The following is a 24,162-nucleotide window of genomic DNA, read 5'->3' as shown; positions in this document are numbered from 1 at the left end:
GAAAAACCATTTCGCTCGTTTTGTCAGGGCCTGTTCAACGTCTCACAAGCTATAACCAAACAAAGCAAAAAGTCTGAGGAAGCGGACCGGGCTGGCGATCCAGGCCGATTTCAACGCCGTTTGGTCGACGCGCAGCAGATCGTGAACAGACTCTTAGAACTGCTACCAAACCGTTAGCCTTGTCCAACTATTAGAGAAAAAACGATGATTTCTTCCTCCGATATTATCGAGCTATCCAACACCTATGCTGATCGCTCGCCTCAAGACATCCTCAAACTGGCTTTCGAGCACTTTGGCGATGACCTATGGATTTCTTTCAGTGGTGCCGAGGACGTGGTTCTGCTGGATATGGCCTGGAAACTGAACAAAAATGTGAAAGTCTTCAGCCTTGATACCGGCCGCTTGCACAGCGAAACCTACCGCTTCATCGAACAGGTTCGTGACCATTACGCAATAGCTATCGACGTGCTCAGCCCCGACCCACGGCAACTAGAGCCTCTGATCAAGGAAAAGGGACTGTTCAGCTTTTACAAGGATGGCCATGGCGAATGCTGCGGAATTCGCAAGATCGAGCCGCTACGCCGCAAACTGTCGAGCGTATCGGCCTGGGCCACCGGCCAGCGTCGCGATCAGAGCCCTGGCACGCGCAGCCAGGTACCGGTGATTGAAGTCGACACTGCTTTTTCCACTACAGAAACACCCCTGATCAAGTTCAACCCCCTGGCAAAGATGACCAGCGAGGAAGTCTGGGGTTATATCCGTATGCTGGAAATCCCCTACAACGCGCTGCATGAGCACGGTTTCATCAGTATCGGTTGCGAACCTTGCACTCGCCCGGTATTACCTAACCAGCATGAACGGGAAGGTCGCTGGTGGTGGGAAGAAGCTACGCACAAAGAATGTGGCCTGCATGCGGGAAATCTGGCGGACAAATAGAATCGATAACCCGGTTTGGCTGACAACGAGGCATCACTGCCCCACTCAGCCAGCCAGTTCGTGCAGGCGAGCTAGAAAAGCTGCCTCGTCCAGAATCTGCAATCCCAATTCGCTAGCCTTGACCAGCTTGGAGCCGGCGCCAGGACCTGCGACCACGCAGGTAGTTTTTGCCGATACCGATCCTGCGACCTTGGCGCCCAAGGCTTCCAGTGCCTCCTTGGCTATCTCTCGGCTCATGCTTTCCAACGTGCCGGTGAGAACCCAGGCCTGCCCTGCCAGCGGCAAACCGACAGCTTGTCCTTTCTCACTCTCCCAATGCATGCCAAAAGCACGCAACTGCTCCTCAATGGCACGAGCTCGCACGACATTGGCTGCATCCCCAAAAAAAGCCCGAACCGACTGTCTGGCTTTTTCACTCAACCCCTTCATCGCACTCAAATCCAACCAATCAGCCTGGATGATCGCCTCGAGGCTACCAAAGCGCTCGGCAAGGTTCTTTGCCCCGGTGGCGGCAACAAAAGGAATATCCAGCTTGTCCAGCAGCTCTGCCAATGAAGCATACCCGGCAAATTCAGGATGCAAATCGCCCGCTTCCCCAAACACCACGCCTCGTTCGAGCAGGTTTTCGATTACTTTTTGGTTGTGCTCGTCTTCGAAAAAATGATGGATCTCGTGCGCAACCTCCAGACCAATTTCGGGTAGCCAAGTAAGTACCTCGGGCAACGCCATGCCGACACGCTGCAACGAACCCAGCGCTCGTACCAGCAGCTTGGCGGTTTCTTCGCCCACATCAGGAATACCCAAGGCATAGATAAAGCGCGCGAGGCTGGATGATTTGCTGTTCTCGATTGCCTCAAGAAGATTGCGACTGGATAAATCGGCAAACCCCTCCAGCAGGACGATTTGCTCATAAGTCAGGATATAAAGATCGGCAGGAGAATGTAGCAGTCCTTTGTCGACCAACTGCTCGACACTTTTCTCGCCAAGTCCATCGATATCCATGGCCCGACGCGAAACGAAATGAATGATCGCCTGTTTGAGCTGCGCCTGACAGGTCAGCCGGCCGACACAACGATAGATTGCGCCTTGGCTGAAAGTTTCCTTGCCCTTGCCGCGCTTGACCAACCGAGTACGCTCAACAACGGAACCACAGACCGGACAGTGCAACGGAACGGCTACAGCACAAGCATCCACCGGTCGACGCTCGGTAATGACCCCCAGAATCTGCGGAATTACGTCACCAGCACGCCGCACGATCACGGTATCGCCAATCATGACACCCAGGCGGGCCACTTCATCCATATTATGCAAGGAAGCATTGGAGACAACCACGCCGGCTACCTGGACTGGCTTCAATCGCGCGACAGGAGTAATGGCTCCGGTTCGCCCGACCTGGAATTCGACACCGATCAATTCGGTCACTTCTTCGCGCGCCGGAAACTTATGAGCAATAGCCCAATGCGGCTCACGAGCCCGAAAGCCTAACTCACGCTGCTGCACGACCGAATTGACTTTGAAAACCACACCATCGATCTCATAAGGAAGCTCATCGCGCCGGGCACCGATTTTCTGAAAATAATTCCGGCATGCTTCGATTCCCTTGGCCAGAACAAGCTCACGACTGATAGGCAATCCCCAACTTTTCAATGCCTGAAGAATACCGCCATGGGTATCAGGCAGTACTCCATCACTACGGCCTACCCCATACACACACAGCTCCAACGGGCGAGCTGCGGTAATTTTCGGATCGAGCTGACGCAGGCTGCCGGCAGCTGCATTGCGCGGATTGGCAAAAGTCTTGCTGCCAGTTTCCAGTTGCCTGGCGTTCAATGCCTCGAAACCGGATTTGGGCATATAGATTTCACCACGCACCTCAAGAAGCGCAGGCCAACCATTACCATGAAGCCGCAATGGAATGTTCCGCACAGTCCGAACGTTGGCACTGATATCTTCACCTATCGTTCCATCGCCCCGCGTAGCTCCACGCACCAACTGACCATTTTCATAAAGCAGGCTGACTGCCAGCCCATCCAGCTTAGGCTCGCAACTGTATTCCACCTCTACATTCGTACTAACGGAAAACCCCAAGCCCTTGCGTACACGTCGATCAAAATCCAGCAAGTCTTTATCTTCGAACGCATTGCCAAGACTGAGCATCGGAACATCATGACGAACCTGCCCAAAAGCCGCCAAGGCCTCGCCACCAACCCGCTGCGTAGGGGATTCTGGTGTAATCAATTCCGGATGCTCGTTTTCAAGCTCTTTCAGCTTGATGAACAATCGGTCGTACTCCGAATCCGGCACACTCGGTTCATCCAATACGTAGTAACGATAGTTATGCGTATCGATTTCACTGCGTAACTGGGCAATGCGTTCAGCAGCTATTTGGGCGGAAGACATAGATAGCTAAGGGCTTCAATAACGGAACAAAAGATGCGGAATTTTAGCTGCTTTGCTTGAGCTAAGCTTGATCAAACCGGAAGATTTAAGCACGACGGAGCTCATGCCATGATCAGGCAAGCCATTCGATAGATGAACTGACACCTACTGCGCCCTTGGATATTGGAAAAGGCTTGACTCCAGCTGAATCCCCTATAGAATGCGCACCCGTTACAGGCACATAGCTCAGCTGGTTAGAGCACCACCTTGACATGGTGGGGGTCGTTGGTTCGAGTCCAATTGTGCCTACCAACTCAAACCCGCATCAGGCGGGACTTAAAAGGCGATCCGAAAGGTTCGCCTTTTTTTGTTTTAGCAAAATACTTTCAGTATTTGTTCAAAACACCCCCATCCCGCCCGTCCTGGACAATCAATCCCCCCATAGAAAGCCCCGCACTTGGCGGGGCTTGAAAACAAAAAATCCAGCGACATGCCAGGCTCTACTTATTTATTTCTCTGAATATCCGGATCTTCTGGCACTACATCGGGGCCTGAATCATCGATAGGATCTTCATAGTCACCTTCGCTACCGGGACCTTCGTTTGGATCATCTATCGGATCTATCTGATCGTCATCTGGTATTTTCTGAGCCTTAATCATGAAGCACCTCCTATCAAGCTGCTTAACCAGTTGGAGGAGCACTATGGGTCAGCGTTCAGACCGCTTGGCGGGTCAGGATAGATTGGTGCTGGATCCGGCTGTTGTTTCGCTGTGTGGGTAGTGCTGCTGTTGTCTGTTGCGCGACATAAATAAAAACCCGGCACGTGGCCGGGGGCTTTATTGGGTTCGTCGAATTCCAATCTTTGGCTGATCAGCCTAAAGGGCTTTCTCCTGCGTTCGCCTCTTTCTTCCAGAATTTGTAAGAAGCTACTTTTTTACTGGGCGAACGGTAATCGTCCTGATCTTCCGCCGCTACATCCGAATCGTCATGCGGAGTTTCATAGCCAACATCACTTCCTAAACCTATCTCTGGGTCATCAAAAGGATTTGGCTGAACGTCATATGGCATTTGCTGAGCCTTGATCATGAAGCACCTCCTGCCGGGCTTTACCTGTCTTTGGAGGGACAACATCAATGAGTGTTCAACAAAAACACCAGCACTTGGCTGGGGTCTTGAATCTTTGAATAGGGTTTCGGCGCCCTTTCTTCCACCAGCAGACATCAACGTTCCTGCGCTAACCTAAACCATCTCGCCACTTCCGCCGCCTGCTCTGCTCCACGATTCAACCGAGCCTGTATCACCGCCTTGGTTTTTGATAAAAGGTTGTCGCTTTGCAGATCGGCTGCAGCATTCGCAGCATGTTCGTCGTAGTACGGATAATCTCGGACGGAAAACTGACGAAGGTTCCGGCTAGAAGAAATCTCGCCAACCAGTTGCGCTCCTATGGCTACCGATGTGAAACGTCAACAGCCCTTAAAACAGGGAAACAACCAGAGACAACAAAGCCCGCACAGGGCGAGCTTTTCAGGTGGTTTCGTAGACAATGAGAGACGTCTAGAAACAACATTCTGGTGCCGGCAAGAGGAGTCGAACCCCCGACCTTCGCATTACGAATGCGCTGCTCTACCAACTGAGCTATGCCGGCAGTGGCGGCGCATTATCCGAATTTAGCGGTACAGACTCAAGCCTCTCCTATATCGGATTCGATTACACACCAAGCCTTACTCAAGCCCGATCTGCCAGAGATGTCCATCGGATTGATCGGTTAGTACATAGAGATAACCGTCGGGGGCCAGACGGACTTCGCGGATGCGCTCTTCCAAATCCTTCAGTAACCGCTCTTCATGGGCAATTCGATTACCGTCCAACTGCAAGCGAATCAACGCTTGGTCTTTCAAGGCTCCGATGAACAGATTGTGCTGCCAGGGTGGAAAGCGTTCGCTATCGTAAAAAGCCATACCGCTGATAGCGGGTGATTTTTCCCAGACAAAATGCGGTGGTTCAGTATCCTTGAGGGTTTTACCCTTGGCTTCCGGGATCGGCAGAAGGCTATAGTTGATGCCATGGGTCGCCAACGGCCAACCATAGTTCTTGCCAGCGGCTGGCAGATTGATCTCATCGCCACCTCGCGGGCCGTGCTCATGGGTCCAGAGCACACCAGTCCAGGGATTGAAGGCAGCACCCTGCTGGTTGCGGTGACCATAGGACCAGATTTCCGGGTGGATGCCTGCCTGGCCGACAAAGGGGTTGTCTTTGGGAATGCTGCCATCGGGATAAATGCGGACTATCTTGCCTTGTAGCTTGTCCAGATCCTGAGCAGTAGAGCGCTGGTTGTTCTCGCCAAGCGCAATGAACAGATGACCGTCGGTATCGAATACCAGCCGGGAGCCGAAGTGTTCACCTACCGACAGTTTTGGTTCCTGCCGGAAAATCACTTGGAAGCCTTCTAGTTTCAACATGTTTTCGGACAGGCGCCCGCGTCCTACAGTCGTGCCAGCCTTACCATTTTCACCTGCTTCACCATAGGAAAGGTAAATCAGACGATCCTTGGCGAAACCGGGAGAAAGCCGTACATCCAGCAGACCGCCCTGTCCATCGGCAAATACTTCGGGCACTCCGTCTATGGGCGCGGAAATCTTGCCGTTCAAGTCGACGATACGCAGGCGCCCAGGCCGCTCAGTCACTAGCATTTGCTGGCCATTTGGCAGGAAGGCCAAAGCCCAGGGGTGCTCCAGTCCAGAAGCAATCAATCTGACCTGAACGGACCCCAGTTCGCTGTCGTAATGCTCGATTTGGGCTGCCTGAACATTGAATAGAGCAAAACCGAATATCACGATAAGCATGGCGTAGCGCAGCATCATATCCTCCACATCGTTAGAGGGTTCTGCGGAAGAAGACACTTTCGTAGGCCAGCAGGCAGGCACGAGCAGCGTCGGACAGAGCTATAAGCCCTGTCCTTGAGTGGGTTTCGGCTACGATGGGAAAATTGATCGCCAAGCCAGGACGACTAGCTAGCGGCCGGGCCTTCGGCCATCCGCTACAGCCTGGGCCAGTGCTTGGCTGGCAAAAGGCCCGGCAACCGTACAACCATCCAGTTCGACGACCCAGCAGACGAGCCAGGCTGCTCGCCAAGCTTGTGGAATTTCTTTGCTTTTCAGTTTCTTGACTTCGATTTTCATGTCCGTCTCCTTCACCGAGTTACGCAAGGACTACTGAGAAGCTAACCACAGCAAAATTGATTTGCTTATAGCTTGATGCAGTTTTCATTGGAAGTTCCACTCGTCGAAACTAGCCAGACAAGCTGAAACAGGTGAAAACGCGCCATGAAAATGCATGGTCTACCTTTCAGCATCCACTTGATTGGAGGTCATTGAAATGAATCCGTCAACCATGAGTCTGGATAGCGCCATGAAGCTGGCCAGCGAAGCCTTCCTACCCTATAGCTGTGTGACCTGTACCAATGCCGGAGAAGAAGGATTCAAGCTCGCCATCATGAGTATTGATGGCGAAAAGGTGCTCCAGAAAGCACATCTTTCGCGGGACGAATACAGCAATCCAGTACGGTTTTTCGATGCGATCGAACAGACGCGCCACCATCTGGAAGACAAGGGTCGCCACCTCAATCCCTGGAAAATGCCGTTCATCCTCGACGATACAGGGATTCCGGAAATGCCGCCAAACTACTGACCGCTTCGTCTGAGCTGATCTTCGGCGCGCTGGCTTTCGATTACTTCAGCCTGGCCGGGAGCAAGCGAGCCATGAGCGTGTTCGCCTGGTCCGTTAACGCGCTGCAGTTGAATGATTTCTCCCTGTTCCCAGGCATTGGCCAACGGATCGATTTTCGGTTGGGCGATCGCCTGTCGATTACGCTGGACGGCCTGGGTATCGATACCCAAACGCTGATCACGCAGCTTTACCAGCTCCGGATCGAGCTGACCGTCAGCTGTAAAGCCCATCATCAAGGCTGGAATGCCGTAGGGCAGCGTCTTGTCACGATCGGTATGCCAGGTGTGCCAAGTCTTGCCGTAAGTAGTGGCAACCTTTTCCATCAGTTCCTTTTCCGCTATATCGGGGAGTCCCGGCGCGACCAGTGCACCGGACTTCACCTCATAATCATGGCTGTGCCAGAGCTTTTTCTCATCCTCCGGCAATTCATGAAATAGCCGTGCGCTGATGATGTATTCCACCCCCATCAATTTGGCATCTTCGCCGTTGCCATCAAAGATCACTGCCTGTAGCAGATCCTCGTTGAGCCAGGTGACGTAATGGTGGGCTTCCATCTGGCCGTTAATATCCCCGTTATAGAAATGGAAACCGTCCAGATAGGCACTGACCGCATTCAGTGGCGACTTGCCCTGCAACAGCTTTGCCCCGGCTTCCAACACTTCGCTCTTGGTGCTTTTCTCGGCACCCGGAGCTTTGACGTAAGAAGCGGTGTTGTCCTGATTGCAGCCAACCAGCGCCATGATTGCCAGCGGTACGACGATTTTTTTCATCAGACTCTCCACTTCCTTCGTTCATCTTACAGAGTGGTACAGCAGATTCGAGTTCGGGTCGAACGGCAGAAACTTCGTACTTTCCAGTGAGTCGGTAAATAGAGAATCCACCGATTTCACTACCACTCCAGGGGGGACAATGGGCAATCTGGTACATGAGCCGAGCCAGCGATCAGTGATAACCGAACAGGGCAATCTGTTGCACCGCTACCTGCACAGCCGGACCACCAGCGAAACGATCTGCTCTCCGTTAGAAATCGAAGATCATGTAATCCAGAGCATGCCCGAGGTCAGTCCTCCCAAATGGCATCTGGGGCACACCAGCTGGTTCTATGAAGCCTTTTTGCTAGTTCCCTTTCTGACGCACTACAAGCCACTGAATAAGGCCTACGACCATCTGTTCAATTCCTATTACGAAACCCACGGCACACCCTTTCCTCGAGCGGCCCGCGGTCTGGTTTCGCGTCCCGGTGTGGTAGAGGTCTACCACTATCGCAACTATGTCGACCAGGCGATGGGAGAGCTGCTGAGCAACCCACCGGAACAACAGGCAGCGGAAATCCTGCGCCGCACCGAACTGGGCATCCAGCACGAGCAGCAGCATCAGGAGCTACTCCTGATGGATATCAAGCACATCCTGGCGCAGAACCCACTGCACCCGATCTACCGTAGCGATCTCAAGCCAGCTCCCGTGGCTCCTCCCAGCCGGTTGCGCTGGCAATTCCACGAAGGCGGGCTGAAGTACATCGGCCATACTGGCGGAGGCTTCGCCTTCGATTGCGAAACACCACGGCATCGGCAGTTTGTCGAAGACTTCAAACTGGCCAGCCGACCGGTCAACAATGGTGAATACCTATCTTTCATGGCTGATGGCGGCTATGCCCGTGCGGAGCTCTGGCTGGCCGATGGCTGGAGCCAGATTCAGCAGAGCGGCTGGCACGCACCACTCTATTGGCAGCGTCAGGATGGTTTCTGGCATGAAATGACCCTGGGCGGCCTGCGCCCGCTAGATCTGGCTGCGCCAGTCTGCCATATCAGTTTCTATGAAGCCGATGCTTATGCCCGCTGGGCCGGTGCTCGCTTGCCCACCGAGGCAGAATGGGAAATTGCTGCTGCCGACCAGCCGGTACAAGGCAATTTTCTGGACAGCGGCTATCTGCAACCCATTGCCGCTCACGATCCCGACGAAAGCACGCGAACCCATGTACCGGCCCGGTTGTTCGGCGATGTCTGGGAATGGACCGCCAGTGCTTATCGGCCCTACCCGGGCTTCCGTCCCCACGCAGGCAGCCTCGGCGAATACAACGGTAAGTTCATGTCCAATCGGATGGTGTTGCGTGGTGGGTGTTGCGCGACGCCACAGACCCATATCCGCGCCACATATCGCAATTTCTTCCAGCTTGAGCTGCGCTGGCAATTCGCCGGCTTGCGGTTGGCAAAGGAGATTTAGGATGGCTTTGGCTGTGCAGGTTCATGGGCAATATCCGCTCAAGCAACAGGATGCTCTACGCGACGCAGTGCTGGCCGGTTTTTCTGTATCGCCGAAATGGTTACCCCCCAAATTCTTCTATGATCGGCGCGGCTCCGAGCTGTTCGAAGCTATCTGTCGACAGCCCGAATACTACCTTACCCGTACCGAGGAACAGATCCTGGTCCGGGCAGTACGGGAAATCGGTGAACTTACCGGCCCTGGTGCGGACCTGCTCGAATTCGGCAGCGGTGCCAGCCACAAAGTCAGGCTGCTACTCGAAGCACTACGCCCAGCGCGCTACCTGGGTATCGATATCTCCGAAGATTTCCTGCTTTCCAGCACCCGGCGCCTGGCAGCGGACTATCCCTGGCTGGATGTCCATGCATTCTGTAGCGACTTTTCCCAGTGCGCCATCTTGCCGGAGGGTTTCGCAAGCGAGCATGCGCTGGCCTTCTTTCCCGGCTCCAGCCTCGGTAACTTCACTCCACCCCAGGCGCGACGTTTTCTGAGCGAGTTGCAACAGCTATTGCCCAAGGGCGGCGGCTTGCTGATCGGCATCGATCTGGTCAAAGACAGGAAAATTCTCGAAGCAGCCTACAATGATGCAGCCGGAATCACCGCAGCGTTCAATCTCAATTTGCTGGAGCGCATCCGCAACGAGCTGGATAGCGATATCGACCGATCCCGCTTCAGGCATCGCGCCTTTTTCAACGAGATCGAGTCGCGTATCGAAATGCATTTAATCAGCAAGACGACGCAAGATGTGAACATCGAAGGCCGGCAGTTTCGCTTCGAAAATGACGAAAGCCTGCATACCGAAAATTCCTATAAATATTCCCTGGAATCCTTCACGGCCCTGGCTAAATCGGCTGGCTTCGAGCCCATGGCTTGCTGGACCGATTTAAAGGAGTTGTTCAGCGTGCATTATCTGGTGCGTAGCTGACCCGGGCCTCTTCGAACCCTATTGCTCGATAACCGGCTTGCGGCGCTTGAGCGGTGCAAGCCCGTCCGCGCTCACCAGCGATGGCTTTTCCGGCCTGGATTTTGGTGTATTTCTAGCGGGTCTGGCGATTTTTTCACCAACCTTCTTCTTTTCCACTTTTTTCTTCTTGGTACCTGCTGCCTTGCCCGAAGCCTTGAGGTTCTTCGGTCCCTGATAGTGCCCTTTCAGACCGGGAATCAGGCGCTTCTCGAAACGCTGCTTGAGATAGCGCTCCACACTGGACATCAGGTTCCAATCGTTGTGGCAGATCAGCGAGATCGCCAGACCGCCCTCGCCCGCCCGCCCGGTACGGCCGATGCGATGCACGTACTCGTCGCCCGAGCGTGGCATGTCGAAGTTGATGACCAGATCCAGTCCGTCGATATCCAGCCCGCGTGCCGCCACATCGGTAGCCACCAGCACCTTTACCCCACCTTGCTTCAAGCGGTCGATGGCCAGCTTGCGCTCCTTCTGGTCCTTTTCACCATGTAGGACAAAAGCCTTGATCTCGCTGGCCACTAGACGCCCATAGAGCCGGTCGGCCTGGGCACGAGTGTTGGTGAAGATGATCGCCTTCTGGTAGCTTTCGTTGACCAGTAACCAGTGCACCAGTCGCTCCTTGTGCCCCGGATCGTCGGCCGTAATGACTTGCTGGCGAACGTTCTCGTTCAGCTCGCTGACCGCATTGAGCATCAGGTGCTTGGGCTCACGCAGCAGCTTGCCGGTCATCTCGCGCAGCCCGACACCACCGGTGGTGGCAGAAAACAGTAATGTCTGCTGGCGCTTGGTACAGATATCTGCCAGACGCAGCACGTTTTCAGCGAAACCCATGTCGAGCATGCGATCCGCTTCGTCGAGTACCAGCACCTGCACATCGTCGAACACCAGATTGCCGGCTTCGAGATGCTCGATCAGCCGTCCTGGCGTGCCGATCAATACGTCCGGGATCTTGCGCAGCATGGCTGCCTGCACCTTGAAGTCTTCGCCGCCGGTAATCAGGCCAGCCTTGAGGAAGGTATATCTGGCAAAGCGCTCGACCTCTTTTAAGGTTTGTTGCGCCAACTCGCGAGTCGGCAGCAGGATCAGCGCACGCACATCACTATTGCTTCGCTCCTCCTTCAACAGCCGATGTAGAACCGGCAGCACAAAAGCCGCTGTCTTGCCACTGCCGGTCCGAGCAGTGGCGCGCAGATCATGTCCTTGCAGTGCCAGAGGAATCGCGGCGGCCTGCACCGGCGTCGGCTCGGTGAAATTGAATTCCGCCAGTGCCTTGAGCAGGCGTTCATGCAAGTCGAATTGAGCGAACAAGGGCTGATACCTCAGTTGAAACATCAAAAGCCGCATAGGTTAGGAGGTGTTCGGAATAAATGCAGCAGTGATCTTATCGACAGATTTCGATTTTTCACCCCATGTTGATGGATTCGCGGCATTAAACAGCTGAACTTCGACGTCATAATCAATCGCTTGAATCGAATTGCCTTGCCAGGGTGGTACTTAACATGCTGAAAAAACTTGGACTCGCAATCTGTTCCCTGCTGCTCTCCAGCCAACTATTGGCAGCAGAAAACCCACGGGTGCTGTTGCATACCAGCCTGGGTGAGATCGAAATCGAGCTGGATGCGAAAAAAGCACCGATCAGTGTCGAAAATTTCCTTACCTACGTAAAAAGTGGCTTTTACGACAAGACGCTGTTCCACCGGGTGATTCCCGGCTATATCGTCCAGGGTGGCGGCTTCGACCAAAACCTCACGATAAAAAAACCACTATCGCCGATCAAAAACGAGGCTGACAATGGCTTGCACAACGTGCGCGGAACCTTGGCCATGGCACGCACTCAAGCAGTGGATTCAGCAACCAGCCAGTTTTTCATCAATCATCGTGACAATACTTTCCTTGATCATAGCAAGCGCGATTTCGGCTATGCCGTGTTCGGAAAAGTCATCCGTGGCATGAGCGTAGTCGATCAGATCGCTCAGGTTCCCACCGAACACCGAGGCGCTCTACGCAACGTCCCGCACGAACCAGTGGTCTTAATCTCCGCGCAACGCCTCTGAAATGACAACTACGCCCACTCCACCAAGCTGCTCCTGTCGGTCTTTCCTGGATATCCTATGATCTTTCGCCGCTTCGAAAATCTCATCGACCCTTTCCAGGAAGCCCCCACGCCCTTGCCCCCGCGAGGCGTCCTGCGTTTCTACTGCTATTACCTGTACCAGGCCTGGCCGGTGCTGCTGGCCCTGGTGACGGTGGGCTTCTTCGCCGCACTGATCGAGGTGGCGCTGTTCGATTTCCTCGGCCGCCTGATCGACATGGTCCAGGCAGCGCCCGGCGCGGACTTCTTTCGCCGGCACGCCAATGAGCTGATCTGGATGGCGGTGGTGACGCTGCTGCTGCGACCGCTGGCATTCGGCCTGCACGACCTGCTGGTGCACCAGTCGCTGACACCGAGCCTGACCAACCTGATCCGTTGGCAGAATCACCGCTATCTGCTGCGCCAGAGCCTGAACTTTTTCCAGAGCGACTTTTCCGGGCGCGTCGCCCAGCGCATGATGCAGACCGGCAACTCACTGCGCGACTCCGCCGTGCAGGCGGTCGACGCGCTCTGGCACGTGTTCATCTATGCCGGCAGTGCCCTGCTGCTGTTCGCCCAGGCAGACATTCGCCTGGTCATTCCGCTGGCCCTGTGGATCATCGGCTACATCGCCACGCTGATCCATTTCGTCCCGCGCGTCCGGCAGCGTTCGGCCGACGCCTCGGCGAGCCGCTCCAAGGTCATGGGGCGGGTGGTCGACGGCTACACCAATATCCTCACCCTCAAGCTATTCGCCCACTCGCGCGACGAGGAGGGCTACGCTCGCGCGGCGATGGGCGAGATGGTCGAAAACGTCCGTGGCCAGGCACGCCTCATCAGTGGCATGAACATCGCCCTGACCTGCCTGAGCAGTGCACTGATCGCCGGCACCGTCGGCCTGGCCCTGTGGCTGTGGAGTAACGGTCGCATCAGCGTCGGCGACATCGCCTTGGCCAGCGGCCTGGTGATCCGCATCAACAACATGTCGCAATGGATCATGTGGGTGGTCAACGGCATCTTCGAGAATGTCGGCACCGTGCAGGACGGCATGCAGACCATCGTCCAGCCGCTGGCCGTTACTGACCGACCCGGTGCCCGCACACTCGATGTGAAACGGGGCGAAGTGCGCCTCGAACAGGTGCACTTCCAGTACGGCCCGGAGCGGCCGGTCATCGACGGGCTCGATCTGATCGTCCGACCGGGCGAGAAGGTCGGCCTGGTCGGGCCGTCAGGCGCCGGCAAATCGACCCTGATGAGCCTGTTGCTGCGCCTCTACGATCTCTCTGGCGGACGCATCCTGATCGACGGCCAGGACATCGCCAGCGTCACCCAGGAAAGCCTGCGCGCGCAGATCGGTGTGGTCACCCAGGACACCTCGCTGCTGCACCGCTCGATCCGCGAGAACCTACTCTACGGCCGCCCCGAGGCCAGCGAGGCGGAGCTGCTCGAAGCGCTGCGCCAGGCCCGCGCCGACGGCTTCGTGCCGACGCTGCGCGACGCCCAAGGCCATACTGGGCTCGATGCCCAGGTCGGCGAACGCGGCATCAAGCTATCCGGCGGCCAGCGCCAGCGCATCGCGATCGCCCGCGTGCTGCTGAAGAACGCCCCGATCCTGATCCTCGATGAGGCCACCTCGGCGCTGGACTCGGAAGTGGAAGCGGCCATCCAGGAAAGCCTGGAAACCCTGATGCAGGGCAAGACAGTGATCGCCATCGCCCACCGTCTCTCCACCATCGCCCGCCTGGACCGGCTGGTGGTACTCGACCAAGGACGCATCGTCGAGAGTGGAACCCACGCCGAACTGGTGGCCAGCGGCGGTCTCTATGCCCGACTCTGGCAACACCAGACCGGAGGCTTCGTCGGCCTCGACTGACTAAGCGGGAGGAGCTGCCCGTACCGAAAGCGGCATTGGCATTGGGGCATTCAGGAGGGAGTGCGGAAAAACACCTTCTTCTCATCTCCCGAGTGCTGGCCAGCGTCCTCCCTGACCCACTCGTACAGCGTCGTCTGGGTCGGGTCGCACTTGCAACAGCCTGAGCCACAGGTGGAGCCCTCGGGCAGGCGCCGTACTCGTCCCTTGCGCTCCAGCCTGCCAAGAATGGCTTCGACAGCCTCAGGGGTGCTGTCCATGGCCATGGCCATATCGCTCAGGCTGGCTCGGCCATGCTGGTGGAGATACTCGTTGAGCTGGGCAAGAATCATATTCTCCGTCCTCTCTTAGAACCTATTCACGATCTGCTGCGCGTCGACCAAACGGCGTTGAAACCGGCTTCGAAATGCTCATTTACCACCCGTAAACTCGCACGCGAGCCCGGTCCGCTTCCTCAGCCGTTTTCGCCGCCGTTTAGCTCTAGCTCGCGAGATCGTGAACAGGCTCTTAGTCAGTCGCTCTCGTCACGAAACCGCCGCCAGATCATCGGTGACCGCACGCTGACCAGCGCGCCGCAGGATGTACACCAGGAGCGCGAGGCTGGCCAATATCACGACCACCCATGTCAACGAGGACAACGGATGCCTCGCCCAGGTTGCAACCTGATAGAACAGCGTGGCCATTCCATAGGCCAACCCGGTGGACCACAAGCCCACGAATAACGTCCAGCGTACCCCGGATTCCTGATAAACGGCAGCGGTCGCCGCGGTACAGGGCATGTACAGCAGGATGAACAGCAGGTAGGCGAAGGCCCCGACGGTACCGTCGAAACGGCTCGCCATGGCACCGAAGATACCGGCGGACACCTCCTGCTCCTCAGCTACCGCCTGCTGGTCGCTGAGGTCGCCGACCTCCACGCCGAGCGGGTTGGCCCAGTGGCCGAAGGCATCGGCGAGGTTGGCGGGAATGGTGGCGAAGGCGGCGGCGATTCCTTCGGCCAGCGAAGGCTCTTCCTCGTCGCCGGCCGCTCCGGCCTCATCGACAGCCAGGGATGCATAGGTGGTATTCAACGTCCCCACCACCGCCTCCTTGGCCAGGATACCGGTGAAGATGCCGACCGTCGCCGGCCAGTTTTCCTCGTTCAGCCCGAAGGGTGAAAAGACCGGTGCCATACTGCGACCGATGGCGGCCAGAACCGACTTGTCGCTGCCCTCGTTGTGGTAACTGCCGTCGGTTCCCAGCGCATTGAGCACATTCAGCACCAGCACCATGGGAACGATGACCCGCCCGGCGCGGAAGATGAAGCGCTTGAGCCGGTCCCAGGTATGGATCAGCACGCCCTTGACGGTGGGCAAGTGGTAGGGCGGCAGCTCCATGATGAACGGCGAGGCTTCGCCCCGCAGCAGGGTATTCTTCAGCATCAATCCGGTCAGCACCGCCACCGCGACGCCGATCAGGTAGAGGCCGAACACCAGGTTCTGCGCATATTCGGCGAAGAAGGCGGCGGCGAACAGCACGTATACCGGCAGACGGGCGCCACAGGACATGAAGGGCGCCATGGCGATGGTCATCAGCCGGTCACGGCGATGCTCCAGGGTGCGGGTCGCCATGATCGCCGGCACCGTGCAGCCGAAGCCGACGATCAGTGGCACGAAGGACTTGCCCGGCAGGCCGACCCAGTGCATGAAGCGATCCATCACGAACGCGGCCCGGGCCATGTAGCCGGAATCCTCCAGCACCGACAGGAACAGGAACAAAAAGCCGATCACGGGGATAAAGGTCGCGACGGTCTGAATGCCGCTGCCGATGCCCTGGGCCAGCAGCAGTTCGAGCCAGGCCGGAGCCCCCAGGCCGACCAGCAGGCTGGAGAAACCGTCCACCACCAGCACCTGGCCGAGCTGGTCGAAGAAATCGATGAAGGCCCCGCCGATGTTGATGGTGAACATGAACATCAGATACATCATCAAGAGAAAGATCGGAATGCCGAAGAAGCGGTTCAGCACCACGTGATCGATGCGGTCGGTGAGGTCGCGATTGACGCGGCCGCTGACCGTCACCACCTGGCTGGCGATGCGGTGGGCCAGGCCGTAGCGGGCGTCCGCCACCAGGATATCGAGATCCTCCCCCAATTCCTGGCCGAGCGCGGCAGCCTGTGCCTGCAACTCGGCACCGGCGAGCCGGCGGGCCAGATCGTCGCCTTCCAGCAGGCGCACCGCCAGCCAGCGCGACGATGAGCTACCCGCGCCATGCCGCTCCAGTTGCGGAAGCAGCGCGGCGATCGCCTGCTCCACGGCGGCATCGTATTCGAGCAGGGCCGTCGAGGCGCCGGGCGCGGCGACCGCCCGCTCGATGGCCGCCTTGAGTTCGCCGACGCCCTGGCCCTCCGAAGCCACCATCGGCACCACCGGACAGCCCAGGCTGCGGGACAGCGCCTCCGGGTCCAGCTTCATGCCCTTCGTCTCGGCCACATCGACCATGTTCAGCACCACCAGCAGGGGCGCCTGCATCTCGACGAGCTGGCTGGTCAGGTAGAGGTTGCGCTCCAGGTTGGCGGCATCGACGACATTGATGACCAGTTCGGCTTCCTTGCTCTGGATGTAGTCACGGGCGACCTTTTCGTCGAGGGAGACTTCGGCGTCCAGCACATCCAGCGAATAGGTTCCCGGCAGATCCACCACCTCGAAGCGCTTGCCTTCGAAGACGTATTCACCACTCTTCTTCTCGACCGTGACCCCCGGCCAGTTGCCGACCTGCTGGCGCGAACCGGTCAGGGCATTGAACAGTGTCGTCTTGCCGCAATTGGGGTTGCCGACCAGGGCAACGCGATGGTTCATCGTCATGGCAGCTTTTCCACCGACAAGGCATCGGCCTCGTGCTTGCGCAGCGAAAGCGCGAAGCCGCGCACGCGAATCTCGACCGGATCCCCCATCGGCGCTACCCGGGTGATGCGAATCTCAGCCCCTGGGGTGAGCCCCATCGACAGCAGCTTGCGGCGATAGGAATGACTGCCTTCGGCGAAGCCAAGCACCTTGGCGCGATCACCGACGCCCAATTCCTTGAGTAACATCAATACCTCCAAATCCATGAAAAATCTCGCCGCCCTCCTACTGATCGGAGCGGTCGATTCTCGATGTAAAGCTTCAGGCTTCGCACACCAGGATCTTGTGCGCCATGCCGACGCCCAGCGCGAAACGCGTTTCGCCGCGCGACACCACCAGACCCTCGCCCTGGCGCTGGCGGACCCGTAGTTCGCTACCCACGTTGAGGCCCAAATCGGCCACCCGGCGCGCCAGCGTGGCGCCACCCTGGATCGCCACGACCCGCACGGTGCTGTCCTCACTGGCCATGGTTAACGGAAAAGCGGAAGAAAGTGGGGATGAACTCATCTCGGATACCTGTCGGATCAATGCAGGGCGGCGTGTTTTCGCCGCGCGCGGGGCTTGTCTGGCAGGCCGGCGCCGGCCAGCGCGCGCAGCAGGATAGCGATAGTACTGCCGTTATGCAGCATCGAGGCTGTAATAGGACTCAGAAAGGCGAAGATGGCCGCAGACAGGATGGCGGCCATTCCATCCACAAGGGGTTGAAATTCCCGCCTCGGTCGACCTAGCTCTACAGCGGATGGCAATTCCACAACAGATACCTCCAGCTTCAGACGGATACGCCCAAGTATCTGGTAGACAGCACGGATATCGGCAAGAAAAAGGCGCAACGCTCGAAAGACGGCCCAATCATATGCGTATCAGCAAGCAAGGGTCACGCCCACTTGCACCAGAAAAAAACCGAAGGCAAAACCATATTCACCTTAATGAGCCTGCACACATAATAATAATTCTTATTACAAAATATCACTGACATGCTCTTAATCAAATAATATTTGCAAGCTTTCCATCGACAAAACCTGACCGAAAGGAAAACGAACTGACGGTTGTCGAACTTCGGTTGCCTGATATCGCACGATTATTTTGCATCAGAAACACCCTGTTACCGCCCTGCAGCAATATCGATAAGGCGACCAAAGGCCCCATATTGACTCAATGGAATGCAGCAATGGAGTGGTACTTACGCCGCTGCACCGCTATGGAAGCGAAATTCCTTATCCGGCGTGAGAATCGCCTGGCGCTCGATTTCGGCAAAGAAGGACACGCGCTCATCAATGGGGTCGTCGGCATACTGCCGAGCCATGTTCAGATAGTCCTGATAGTGGCGCGATTCCGATTCGAGCAGCGAAACGTAGAAGCTGTTCAGCTCTTGATCCAGATAAGGCGCCAGCCGGAAGAAGCGCTCACAGGAACGAGCTTCGATATAGGCACCGACGATCAAAGTATCAACCAACCGCCCCGGCTCGTTCTTGCGGATATGCACATGCAAGCGCTGGGCATAAAGCGATGCGCTGATCTGGCGGTAGATGACGCCGCGCTTTTTCATCAATTCCGCCACTTGCTCGAAATGACGAAGCTCTTCACGCGCCAGGCGTGACAATTTGTATTGCAAGGTTTCCTTGTCGACATGCCGAAACAGCAGGGTCAGCGCCGTACCGGCCGCTTTTTTCTCACAGTTGGCATGATCGATCAGCAGGATCTCGGGGTGCTCCAACGCCTGGTCGAGCCAAGCCTGAGGCGTCGGGCAAAGCAGGAAGCTTTCTATTTCAGGAAGCAGGGACATGGTCGGTGGATTCAATATCGCGAATCGAAAAGGAGGCGCGAGTATAAAGGCTTACTCCAAGCCTTGTATCAAAAAGCCTCTCTGTCATATTCGTGTCCAAATCCTCCCATAGCGTTAGGGCTCCCAATAAAAGTGTGGAGCCACAACCGTGAAAGAAGGAAAAAACTCGATCCAGCTTGGAAGCGGAGACGAGCCACCAAGCAATCATTCGAACAATCCTCATATCAACGATGTGCTGGCCATGGGACGTCGCCAGCTGCTATCCGGCAGCGCTGCCCTGGGTGCCCTGGCCTTTCTCGGAACAGTTTTTCCGGGAACTGCCGAAGCTCAATCGGCAAGATCGAAGAAGCCTTCGTCGCGGCTGCCCTTCACGGCAATCGCCACCAGTCGCGCCGATCAGGTGATCGTGCCAGAAGGCTACGACTGTCAAGCCTTCATTCCATGGGGCACGCCGATTACTGGCGGTTATCCCGCTTACCTGGAAGATGCCAGCAATACAGCCCAGGATCAGGCCGAACAAACCGGCATGAACCATGACGGCATGCACTTCTTCCCCATCGATACCCCCATTGGCGCAGGTATTCGTAGCGATCACGGGTTGCTGGTGCTCAACCACGAATATATCGACCCGGGCGTGTTGCACCCCCGTGGACCGAGCGAAACCGATGGCAAGCGCACCAGCGCCGACGAAGTACGCAAGGAAATCAATGCCCACGGTGTTTCCGTGGTCGAAATACGCCGCGATAATCGCGGGCAATGGGCGGTGCAGCCATCGGCACGCAACCGCCGCATCACCGGTTCGACACCGATGAAGATCGAAGGCCCGGCCAAAGGCCATGCGCTGCTGCAAACCCGCTACAGCCCCACCGGCACTTCCACTCGCGGAACCTTGAACAACTGCTCCAATGGTTTCACGCCCTGGGGAACCTACCTGACCTGCGAAGAAAACTGGGCCGGCTACTTTGCCTCGCGTGACAGCGAACTGCCGCGCGAACTGTCCCGCTATGGCATTGAAAAAACCGGGCGCTATGGCTGGGAAACGGTTGCCGGCGACGAATTCCAGCGCTTCGATGCCACCCGCAGCGGCGAAAATGCGCAGAGCGACTATCGCAACGAACCCAACACCTTCGGCTGGATCGTCGAGATCGACCCGTTCGATCCGAACTCCACCCCAGTCAAACATACGGCATTGGGTCGCTTTGCCCATGAAGGCGTGATCTTCGCCCCCGTAAAACCGGGCCGCCCCCTGGTGTGCTACGCAGGTGACGATACACGCAACGAATACATCTACAAGTATGTCAGCCGTGACGCTTATCGCCCACGCCGCGGCAACAGCCAGAATAGCCAATTGCTCGATGAGGGTACGCTCTATGTGGCGCGTTTCAATGCCGATGGCACGGGTGTCTGGCTGCCTCTCGATATCCAGGACCAAAGCTTCCAGGCTGCCTGTGTCGCAGCAGGTGCCAGCTTCGCAGATCAAGGCGAAGTGCTGATCAACACCCGTCTGGCTGCCGATATTGTCGGCGCGACGAAAATGGATCGGCCGGAATGGGGAGCAGTCAACCCAGACAATGGGGATGTGTATTTCACCCTGACCAACAACAGCGAGCGCCAGGAAACGGACGCCGCCAACCCACGCAAGCCCAATTCTTACGGGCATATCATCCGCTGGCGCGAATCCAGCCGGGATTACGCCGGTACTCGCTTCAGATGGGATATCTATCTGCTTGGCGGTCCGCAAGGCGTAGGTCTTGACCCCAGGGGCAACAGCCTTACGGCCGACAACATCCTTGCCAGCCCTGATGGACTGTGGTTCGACAAGGATGCCCGCATGTGGATCCAGACGGACATGAGTGGCAGCCAACTCAGTCAGGGACCGTTCGGCAACAATCAGATGCTGGTTTCCGACCCAACGACCGGCGAGATCAAGCGCTTTTTGGTCGGGCCGGTCGGTTGCGAAATCACCGGCATTGCCGCCACACCGGATTTGCGCACGTTATTTGTCAACATCCAGCATCCGGGCGAAGGCTCTACACCGGACTCGTTCATCAGTAACTGGCCAGATGGCAATGGGAAAAGACCGCGTTCGGCAACAGTTATCATCACCCGCAAAGATGGCCAGCCATTGATGCAAAACAAATCGACACGCGCGAAATGAACTATAAATACTGTCCTCAATCAATATTTTACTAATCTGAACAAAGTAAGCCGGTATGGAAATACCGGCTTTATTTTTTGCAAAACATAATTTCCCACAAAGAAATTTACTTAATGGAAATTACCGGCTTAAAATGAACCACCGTGACGAAATGCTGCACCTTAACCAATAATTAAGCCGTTCCTTATAAGGAGCCCGGCATGTCGGATATCAGCAATTCCCTGACCCATAACTGGGGCTTGGCCATATTCCTGCTTGGAGTATTCGGTCTCTGTGCATTCATGCTTGGTGTTTCAAGTCTGCTTGGTAGCAAGGCTTGGGGACATAGCAAGAATGAACCGTTCGAGTCAGGTATCGTACCCACTGGAACCGCGCGCCTGCGGTTATCCGCTAAATTCTATCTGGTCGCGATGCTCTTCGTGATCTTCGATGTCGAAGCCCTTTATCTGTTCGCCTGGGCTGTGTCCGTACGTGAAAGCGGCTGGGCAGGCTTGGTCGAAGCTACTGTTTTCATTGCAATTCTGTTGGCAGGTCTTGTCTATCTGTGGCGAGTCGGCGCTCTTGACTGGGCACCGGAAGGCCGTCGAAAAAGGCAGGCGAAGCTCGAACAATGAGGCTTGGGCTATGCAATACAAACTTACTCGGATCGACCCGAATGCCGTAAACCGGCAATATCCGATCGGCGAACAGGAAACTGTTGCCGATCCACTGGAGCAAGTTCACCGTAATGTGTTCATGGGTAAACTTGAAACAGTATTGAGCAAAGCGGTTAATTGGGGAAGAAAGAATTCTTTATGGCCATATAACTTTGGCTTGTCCTGTTGTTATGTGGAAATGACAACTGCATTTACCGCACCACATGATATTGCCCGCTTTGGTGCCGAAGTTATTCGAGCATCACCGCGCCAGGCAGACTTCATGGTTATTGCCGGAACTCCGTTCATTAAAATGGCGCCTGTTATTCAACGTCTTTATGAACAGATGCTCGAACCCAAATGGGTCATATCCATGGGCTCCTGCGCCAACTCCGGCGGTATGTACGACATATATTCGGTAGTTCAAGGCGTCGATAAGTTCCTTCCGATCGATGTCTATGTGCCTGGCTGCCCTCCTCGTCCCGAAGCATTCCTGCAAGCCTTGATGCTGTTGCAGGACTCAATTGGCGAAGAGCGCCGGCCATTGTCCTGGGTCGTTGGTGATCAAGGCGTATATCGCGCCGAAATGCCGTCCCAGCGCGACCAGCGGCACGAACAGCGAATTCAGGTCACGAATCTGCGCAGCCCCGACGAAGTGTGACTCGATCCTTACTTTCAGGTTCGCCACACCCACCGTTGACCGATAGCGATCAAAATCATGACTGCAGACCAAGCTCTGTACGTACCCTCGTACACGGCCGACGACCAAGATGTCGTCTCCGAACTGAATGCCCGCTTTGGGGCGCAAGCCTTCGTTACCCAAGCCACCCGGACCGGCATGCCCGTTCTGTGGGTATCCCGCGACCAACTGCTCGATGTACTGCGCCACTTGCGCGACCTGCCTCGCCCCTACGTAATGCTCTACGACCTGCACGGTGTCGACGAGCGTCTGCGCACCCAGCGCCGCGACCTGCCCGGCGCTGATTTCAGCGTGTTCTACCACCTGATTTCCATCGAACGTAATAGCGATGTGATGATCAAGGTCGCCCTCAACGAGGGTGACCTGAACCTGCCCAGCGCGACCGGCATCTGGCCTAACGCCAACTGGTATGAGCGTGAAGTCTGGGACATGTACGGCATCCACTTTTCAGGGCATCCACACCTGGCCCGAATGCTGATGCCATCGACTTGGGAAGGCCATCCGCTGCGCAAGGACTACCCGGCGCGCGCGACCGAATTCGATCCCTACAGCCTGTCGGTCGCCAAACAGGAGTTGGAACAGGAGGCCTTACGCTTCGACCCAGCGCAATGGGGCATGAAGCGGCAGAGAGAACACGAGGACTTCATGTTCCTCAACCTCGGCCCCAACCATCCCTCCGCCCATGGTGCCTTCCGCATCATCCTGCAACTGGATGGCGAGGAAATCGTCGACTGCGTACCGGAAATCGGCTATCACCATCGCGGTGCCGAGAAGATGGCCGAGCGTCAGAGCTGGCATAGCTTCATTCCCTATACCGACCGTATCGATTACCTCGGTGGGGTCATGAACAACCTGCCCTACGTGCTGGCAGTAGAAAAACTCGCGGGCATCAAGGTGCCATTGCGGGTCGATTTCATCCGGGTGATGCTGGCCGAATTCTTCCGCATCCTCAACCACCTGCTCTACCTCGGCACCTATATCCAGGACGTCGGGGCAATGACCCCGGTGTTCTTCACGTTCACTGACCGTCAACGCGCCTATACAGTGATCGAGGCCATCACCGGCTTCCGCCTGCACCCGGCCTGGTATCGCATCGGCGGCGTCGCCCACGACCTGCCGCGTGGCTGGGACAAGCTGGTCAGGGACTTCATCGACTGGATGCCCAAGCGCCTCGACGAATACGAAAAGGCGGCGTTGCAAAACAGCATCCTGCGTGGCCGTACCCGTGGCGTGGCTAGCTACAACACCAAGGAAGCCCTGGAGTGGGGCATCACCGGCGCCGGTCTGCGTGCCACCGGGCTCGATTTCGACCTGCGCAAGGCACGCCCTTATTCCGGCTACGAGAACTTCGAATTCGAAATACCACTGGCGTACAACGGCGATGCCTACGACCGCTGCATGGTCAAGATGGGCGAGATGCGCCAGAGCCTGCGCATCATCCGCCAGTGCCTGGATGGCATGCCGGAAGGCCCGTACAAGGCGGATCACCCGCTGACCACGCCGCCGCCGAAGGAACGCACCCTCCAGCACATCGAAACCCTGATCACTCACTTCCTGCAGGTTTCCTGGGGGCCGGTGATGCCGGCCAACGAAAGCTTCCAGATGATCGAGGCGACCAAGGGCATCAACAGTTACTACCTGACCAGCGACGGCAGCACGATGAGCTATCGCACGCGCATCCGCACGCCCAGCTTCGCCCACCTGCAGCAGATCCCTTCGGTGATCCGCGGCAGCATGGTGCCGGATCTGATCGCCTACCTGGGTAGTATCGATTTCGTCATGGCCGACGTGGACCGCTGAC

23 protein-coding genes and 2 tRNA genes are annotated in these 24,162 nt (G+C 56.7%); 11 read left to right on the top strand and 14 right to left on the bottom strand.

Going from position 1 to position 24,162, the window contains the following annotated elements; all coding sequences use genetic code 11:
• Nucleotides 1–204: 204 nt before the first annotated feature.
• Entirely contained in the window at nt 205–936 is a 732-nt protein-coding gene (locus FHR87_RS10215) for a phosphoadenylyl-sulfate reductase (protein ID WP_183166623.1), read from the top strand.
• A 45-nt stretch (nt 937–981) separates the two neighbouring features.
• On the opposite strand, the gene ligA is transcribed toward FHR87_RS10215, so the two are convergent.
• Entirely contained in the window at nt 982–3,336 is a 2,355-nt protein-coding gene (gene ligA, locus FHR87_RS10210) for an NAD-dependent DNA ligase LigA (protein WP_183166622.1), read from the bottom strand.
• A 214-nt stretch (nt 3,337–3,550) separates the two neighbouring features.
• Between ligA and FHR87_RS10205 the strand changes: the two genes are divergently transcribed.
• Nucleotides 3,551–3,627: transfer RNA gene (locus tag FHR87_RS10205), tRNA-Val, on the top strand.
• 192 nt (nt 3,628–3,819) lie between these two features.
• Here the strand turns inward: FHR87_RS10205 and FHR87_RS10200 are convergent.
• The 5 genes from FHR87_RS10200 to FHR87_RS10180 all read right to left on the bottom strand — a co-directional run bounded on the left by FHR87_RS10200 (nt 3,820) and on the right by FHR87_RS10180 (nt 6,495).
• Nucleotides 3,820–3,975 carry a hypothetical protein gene (locus FHR87_RS10200; RefSeq protein ID WP_183166621.1) on the bottom strand — a complete coding sequence of 52 codons (156 nt, stop codon included), beginning with the start codon at nt 3,973–3,975 and terminating at the stop codon, nt 3,820–3,822.
• Between the two features lie 211 nt (nt 3,976–4,186).
• On the bottom strand, nt 4,187–4,402 hold the full coding sequence (locus FHR87_RS10195) for a hypothetical protein (RefSeq protein WP_183166620.1): 216 nt from the start codon (nt 4,400–4,402) through the stop codon (nt 4,187–4,189).
• A gap of 483 nt (nt 4,403–4,885) precedes the next feature.
• Nucleotides 4,886–4,961 (bottom strand) — tRNA-Thr (locus tag FHR87_RS10190).
• Between the two features lie 76 nt (nt 4,962–5,037).
• Entirely contained in the window at nt 5,038–6,159 is a 1,122-nt protein-coding gene (locus tag FHR87_RS10185; RefSeq protein WP_246335991.1) for a PQQ-dependent sugar dehydrogenase, read from the bottom strand.
• Between the two features lie 168 nt (nt 6,160–6,327).
• Complete coding sequence (locus FHR87_RS10180) at nt 6,328–6,495, bottom strand: hypothetical protein (protein ID WP_183166619.1); 168 nt, start codon at nt 6,493–6,495, stop codon at nt 6,328–6,330.
• 196 nt (nt 6,496–6,691) lie between these two features.
• On the opposite strand from FHR87_RS10180, the gene FHR87_RS10175 reads away from it, so the two are divergent.
• On the top strand, nt 6,692–7,003 hold the full coding sequence (locus tag FHR87_RS10175; RefSeq protein WP_183166618.1) for a hypothetical protein: 312 nt from the start codon (nt 6,692–6,694) through the stop codon (nt 7,001–7,003).
• Here the strand turns inward: FHR87_RS10175 and FHR87_RS10170 are convergent.
• Nucleotides 6,997–7,812 (bottom strand): OBAP family protein, encoded by an 816-nt coding sequence (locus FHR87_RS10170; protein WP_183166617.1) that lies wholly within the window; start codon nt 7,810–7,812, stop codon nt 6,997–6,999. The genes FHR87_RS10175 and FHR87_RS10170 overlap by 7 nt on opposite strands.
• 139 nt (nt 7,813–7,951) lie before the next feature.
• Between FHR87_RS10170 and egtB the strand changes: the two genes are divergently transcribed.
• The gene (egtB, locus tag FHR87_RS10165) at nt 7,952–9,262 is read left to right on the top strand and encodes an ergothioneine biosynthesis protein EgtB (protein ID WP_183166616.1); all 1,311 of its coding nucleotides are present in this window, start codon (nt 7,952–7,954) and stop codon (nt 9,260–9,262) included.
• Nucleotide 9,263: 1 nt separating this feature from the next.
• Nucleotides 9,264–10,226: an L-histidine N(alpha)-methyltransferase gene (gene egtD / locus FHR87_RS10160; protein ID WP_183166615.1), complete on the top strand. Its 963-nt coding sequence runs from the start codon at nt 9,264–9,266 to the stop codon at nt 10,224–10,226.
• A gap of 18 nt (nt 10,227–10,244) precedes the next feature.
• On the opposite strand, the gene FHR87_RS10155 is transcribed toward egtD, so the two are convergent.
• Nucleotides 10,245–11,573 (bottom strand): DEAD/DEAH box helicase, encoded by a 1,329-nt coding sequence (locus tag FHR87_RS10155; RefSeq protein ID WP_183166614.1) that lies wholly within the window; start codon nt 11,571–11,573, stop codon nt 10,245–10,247.
• 191 nt (nt 11,574–11,764) lie between these two features.
• Between FHR87_RS10155 and FHR87_RS10150 the strand changes: the two genes are divergently transcribed.
• A complete protein-coding gene (locus FHR87_RS10150; RefSeq protein WP_183166613.1) occupies nt 11,765–12,319 on the top strand; it encodes a peptidylprolyl isomerase in 555 nt (184 codons plus the stop codon).
• Nucleotides 12,320–12,376: 57 nt separating this feature from the next.
• A complete protein-coding gene (locus FHR87_RS10145) occupies nt 12,377–14,209 on the top strand; it encodes an ABC transporter ATP-binding protein (RefSeq protein WP_221189807.1) in 1,833 nt (610 codons plus the stop codon).
• Nucleotides 14,210–14,259: 50 nt separating this feature from the next.
• Here FHR87_RS10145 and FHR87_RS10140 read toward each other — a convergent pair whose 3' ends face one another.
• The 6 genes from FHR87_RS10140 to FHR87_RS10115 all read right to left on the bottom strand — a co-directional run bounded on the left by FHR87_RS10140 (nt 14,260) and on the right by FHR87_RS10115 (nt 18,868).
• Entirely contained in the window at nt 14,260–14,538 is a 279-nt protein-coding gene (locus FHR87_RS10140; RefSeq protein WP_183166612.1) for a FeoC-like transcriptional regulator, read from the bottom strand.
• A 192-nt stretch (nt 14,539–14,730) separates the two neighbouring features.
• A complete protein-coding gene (gene feoB / locus FHR87_RS10135; protein WP_183166611.1) occupies nt 14,731–17,046 on the bottom strand; it encodes a Fe(2+) transporter permease subunit FeoB in 2,316 nt (771 codons plus the stop codon).
• Nucleotides 17,043–17,291: a FeoA family protein gene (locus FHR87_RS10130; protein WP_246335964.1), complete on the bottom strand. Its 249-nt coding sequence runs from the start codon at nt 17,289–17,291 to the stop codon at nt 17,043–17,045. Before FHR87_RS10130 ends, feoB begins: the two co-directional genes overlap by 4 nt.
• Before the next feature lie 55 nt (nt 17,292–17,346).
• Nucleotides 17,347–17,592, bottom strand: a complete 246-nt coding sequence (locus tag FHR87_RS10125) for a FeoA family protein (protein WP_183166610.1) — start codon at nt 17,590–17,592, stop codon at nt 17,347–17,349.
• Nucleotides 17,593–17,609: 17 nt separating this feature from the next.
• Complete coding sequence (locus tag FHR87_RS10120) at nt 17,610–17,780, bottom strand: hypothetical protein (RefSeq protein ID WP_183166729.1); 171 nt, start codon at nt 17,778–17,780, stop codon at nt 17,610–17,612.
• A gap of 485 nt (nt 17,781–18,265) precedes the next feature.
• The gene (locus FHR87_RS10115; protein ID WP_183166609.1) at nt 18,266–18,868 is read right to left on the bottom strand and encodes a MiaE family protein; all 603 of its coding nucleotides are present in this window, start codon (nt 18,866–18,868) and stop codon (nt 18,266–18,268) included.
• Between the two features lie 148 nt (nt 18,869–19,016).
• On the opposite strand from FHR87_RS10115, the gene FHR87_RS10110 reads away from it, so the two are divergent.
• The 4 genes from FHR87_RS10110 (at nt 19,017) to nuoC (ending at nt 24,161) form a co-directional block, all read left to right on the top strand.
• The gene (locus FHR87_RS10110; RefSeq protein WP_338021244.1) at nt 19,017–21,026 is read left to right on the top strand and encodes a PhoX family protein; all 2,010 of its coding nucleotides are present in this window, start codon (nt 19,017–19,019) and stop codon (nt 21,024–21,026) included.
• A 200-nt stretch (nt 21,027–21,226) separates the two neighbouring features.
• Nucleotides 21,227–21,640, top strand: a complete 414-nt coding sequence (locus FHR87_RS10105; RefSeq protein WP_183166608.1) for an NADH-quinone oxidoreductase subunit A — start codon at nt 21,227–21,229, stop codon at nt 21,638–21,640.
• A gap of 10 nt (nt 21,641–21,650) precedes the next feature.
• Complete coding sequence (locus FHR87_RS10100) at nt 21,651–22,322, top strand: NADH-quinone oxidoreductase subunit B (RefSeq protein WP_183166607.1); 672 nt, start codon at nt 21,651–21,653, stop codon at nt 22,320–22,322.
• Nucleotides 22,323–22,379: 57 nt separating this feature from the next.
• A complete protein-coding gene (gene nuoC / locus FHR87_RS10095; RefSeq protein WP_183166606.1) occupies nt 22,380–24,161 on the top strand; it encodes an NADH-quinone oxidoreductase subunit C/D in 1,782 nt (593 codons plus the stop codon).
• Nucleotide 24,162: the final 1 nt, after the last annotated feature.

Source organism: Azomonas macrocytogenes (assembly GCF_014191985.1).
Taxonomy (GTDB): Bacteria; Pseudomonadota; Gammaproteobacteria; order Pseudomonadales; family Pseudomonadaceae; genus Azomonas; species Azomonas macrocytogenes.
Note: the sequence above shows the minus strand (reverse complement) of the source record. Positions and strands in the feature narration are given on the sequence as shown.

What these genes read in the sequence shown, in the direction of transcription:
- FHR87_RS10215 (WP_183166623.1), top strand. Translation starts at nt 205, where the DNA reads ATGATTTCTTCCTCCGATATTATCGAGCTATCCAACACCTATGCTGAT.
- ligA (WP_183166622.1), bottom strand. Translation starts at nt 3,336, where the DNA reads ATGTCTTCCGCCCAAATAGCTGCTGAACGCATTGCCCAGTTACGCAGT.
- FHR87_RS10200 (WP_183166621.1), bottom strand. Translation starts at nt 3,975, where the DNA reads ATGATTAAGGCTCAGAAAATACCAGATGACGATCAGATAGATCCGATA.
- FHR87_RS10195 (WP_183166620.1), bottom strand. Translation starts at nt 4,402, where the DNA reads ATGATCAAGGCTCAGCAAATGCCATATGACGTTCAGCCAAATCCTTTT.
- FHR87_RS10185 (WP_246335991.1), bottom strand. Translation starts at nt 6,159, where the DNA reads ATGCTTATCGTGATATTCGGTTTTGCTCTATTCAATGTTCAGGCAGCC.
- FHR87_RS10180 (WP_183166619.1), bottom strand. Translation starts at nt 6,495, where the DNA reads ATGAAAATCGAAGTCAAGAAACTGAAAAGCAAAGAAATTCCACAAGCT.
- FHR87_RS10175 (WP_183166618.1), top strand. Translation starts at nt 6,692, where the DNA reads ATGAATCCGTCAACCATGAGTCTGGATAGCGCCATGAAGCTGGCCAGC.
- FHR87_RS10170 (WP_183166617.1), bottom strand. Translation starts at nt 7,812, where the DNA reads ATGAAAAAAATCGTCGTACCGCTGGCAATCATGGCGCTGGTTGGCTGC.
- egtB (WP_183166616.1), top strand. Translation starts at nt 7,952, where the DNA reads ATGGGCAATCTGGTACATGAGCCGAGCCAGCGATCAGTGATAACCGAA.
- egtD (WP_183166615.1), top strand. Translation starts at nt 9,264, where the DNA reads ATGGCTTTGGCTGTGCAGGTTCATGGGCAATATCCGCTCAAGCAACAG.
- FHR87_RS10150 (WP_183166613.1), top strand. Translation starts at nt 11,765, where the DNA reads ATGCTGAAAAAACTTGGACTCGCAATCTGTTCCCTGCTGCTCTCCAGC.
- FHR87_RS10145 (WP_221189807.1), top strand. Translation starts at nt 12,377, where the DNA reads ATGATCTTTCGCCGCTTCGAAAATCTCATCGACCCTTTCCAGGAAGCC.
- FHR87_RS10140 (WP_183166612.1), bottom strand. Translation starts at nt 14,538, where the DNA reads ATGATTCTTGCCCAGCTCAACGAGTATCTCCACCAGCATGGCCGAGCC.
- feoB (WP_183166611.1), bottom strand. Translation starts at nt 17,046, where the DNA reads ATGACGATGAACCATCGCGTTGCCCTGGTCGGCAACCCCAATTGCGGC.
- FHR87_RS10130 (WP_246335964.1), bottom strand. Translation starts at nt 17,291, where the DNA reads ATGGATTTGGAGGTATTGATGTTACTCAAGGAATTGGGCGTCGGTGAT.
- FHR87_RS10125 (WP_183166610.1), bottom strand. Translation starts at nt 17,592, where the DNA reads ATGAGTTCATCCCCACTTTCTTCCGCTTTTCCGTTAACCATGGCCAGT.
- FHR87_RS10115 (WP_183166609.1), bottom strand. Translation starts at nt 18,868, where the DNA reads ATGTCCCTGCTTCCTGAAATAGAAAGCTTCCTGCTTTGCCCGACGCCT.
- FHR87_RS10105 (WP_183166608.1), top strand. Translation starts at nt 21,227, where the DNA reads ATGTCGGATATCAGCAATTCCCTGACCCATAACTGGGGCTTGGCCATA.
- FHR87_RS10100 (WP_183166607.1), top strand. Translation starts at nt 21,651, where the DNA reads ATGCAATACAAACTTACTCGGATCGACCCGAATGCCGTAAACCGGCAA.
- nuoC (WP_183166606.1), top strand. Translation starts at nt 22,380, where the DNA reads ATGACTGCAGACCAAGCTCTGTACGTACCCTCGTACACGGCCGACGAC.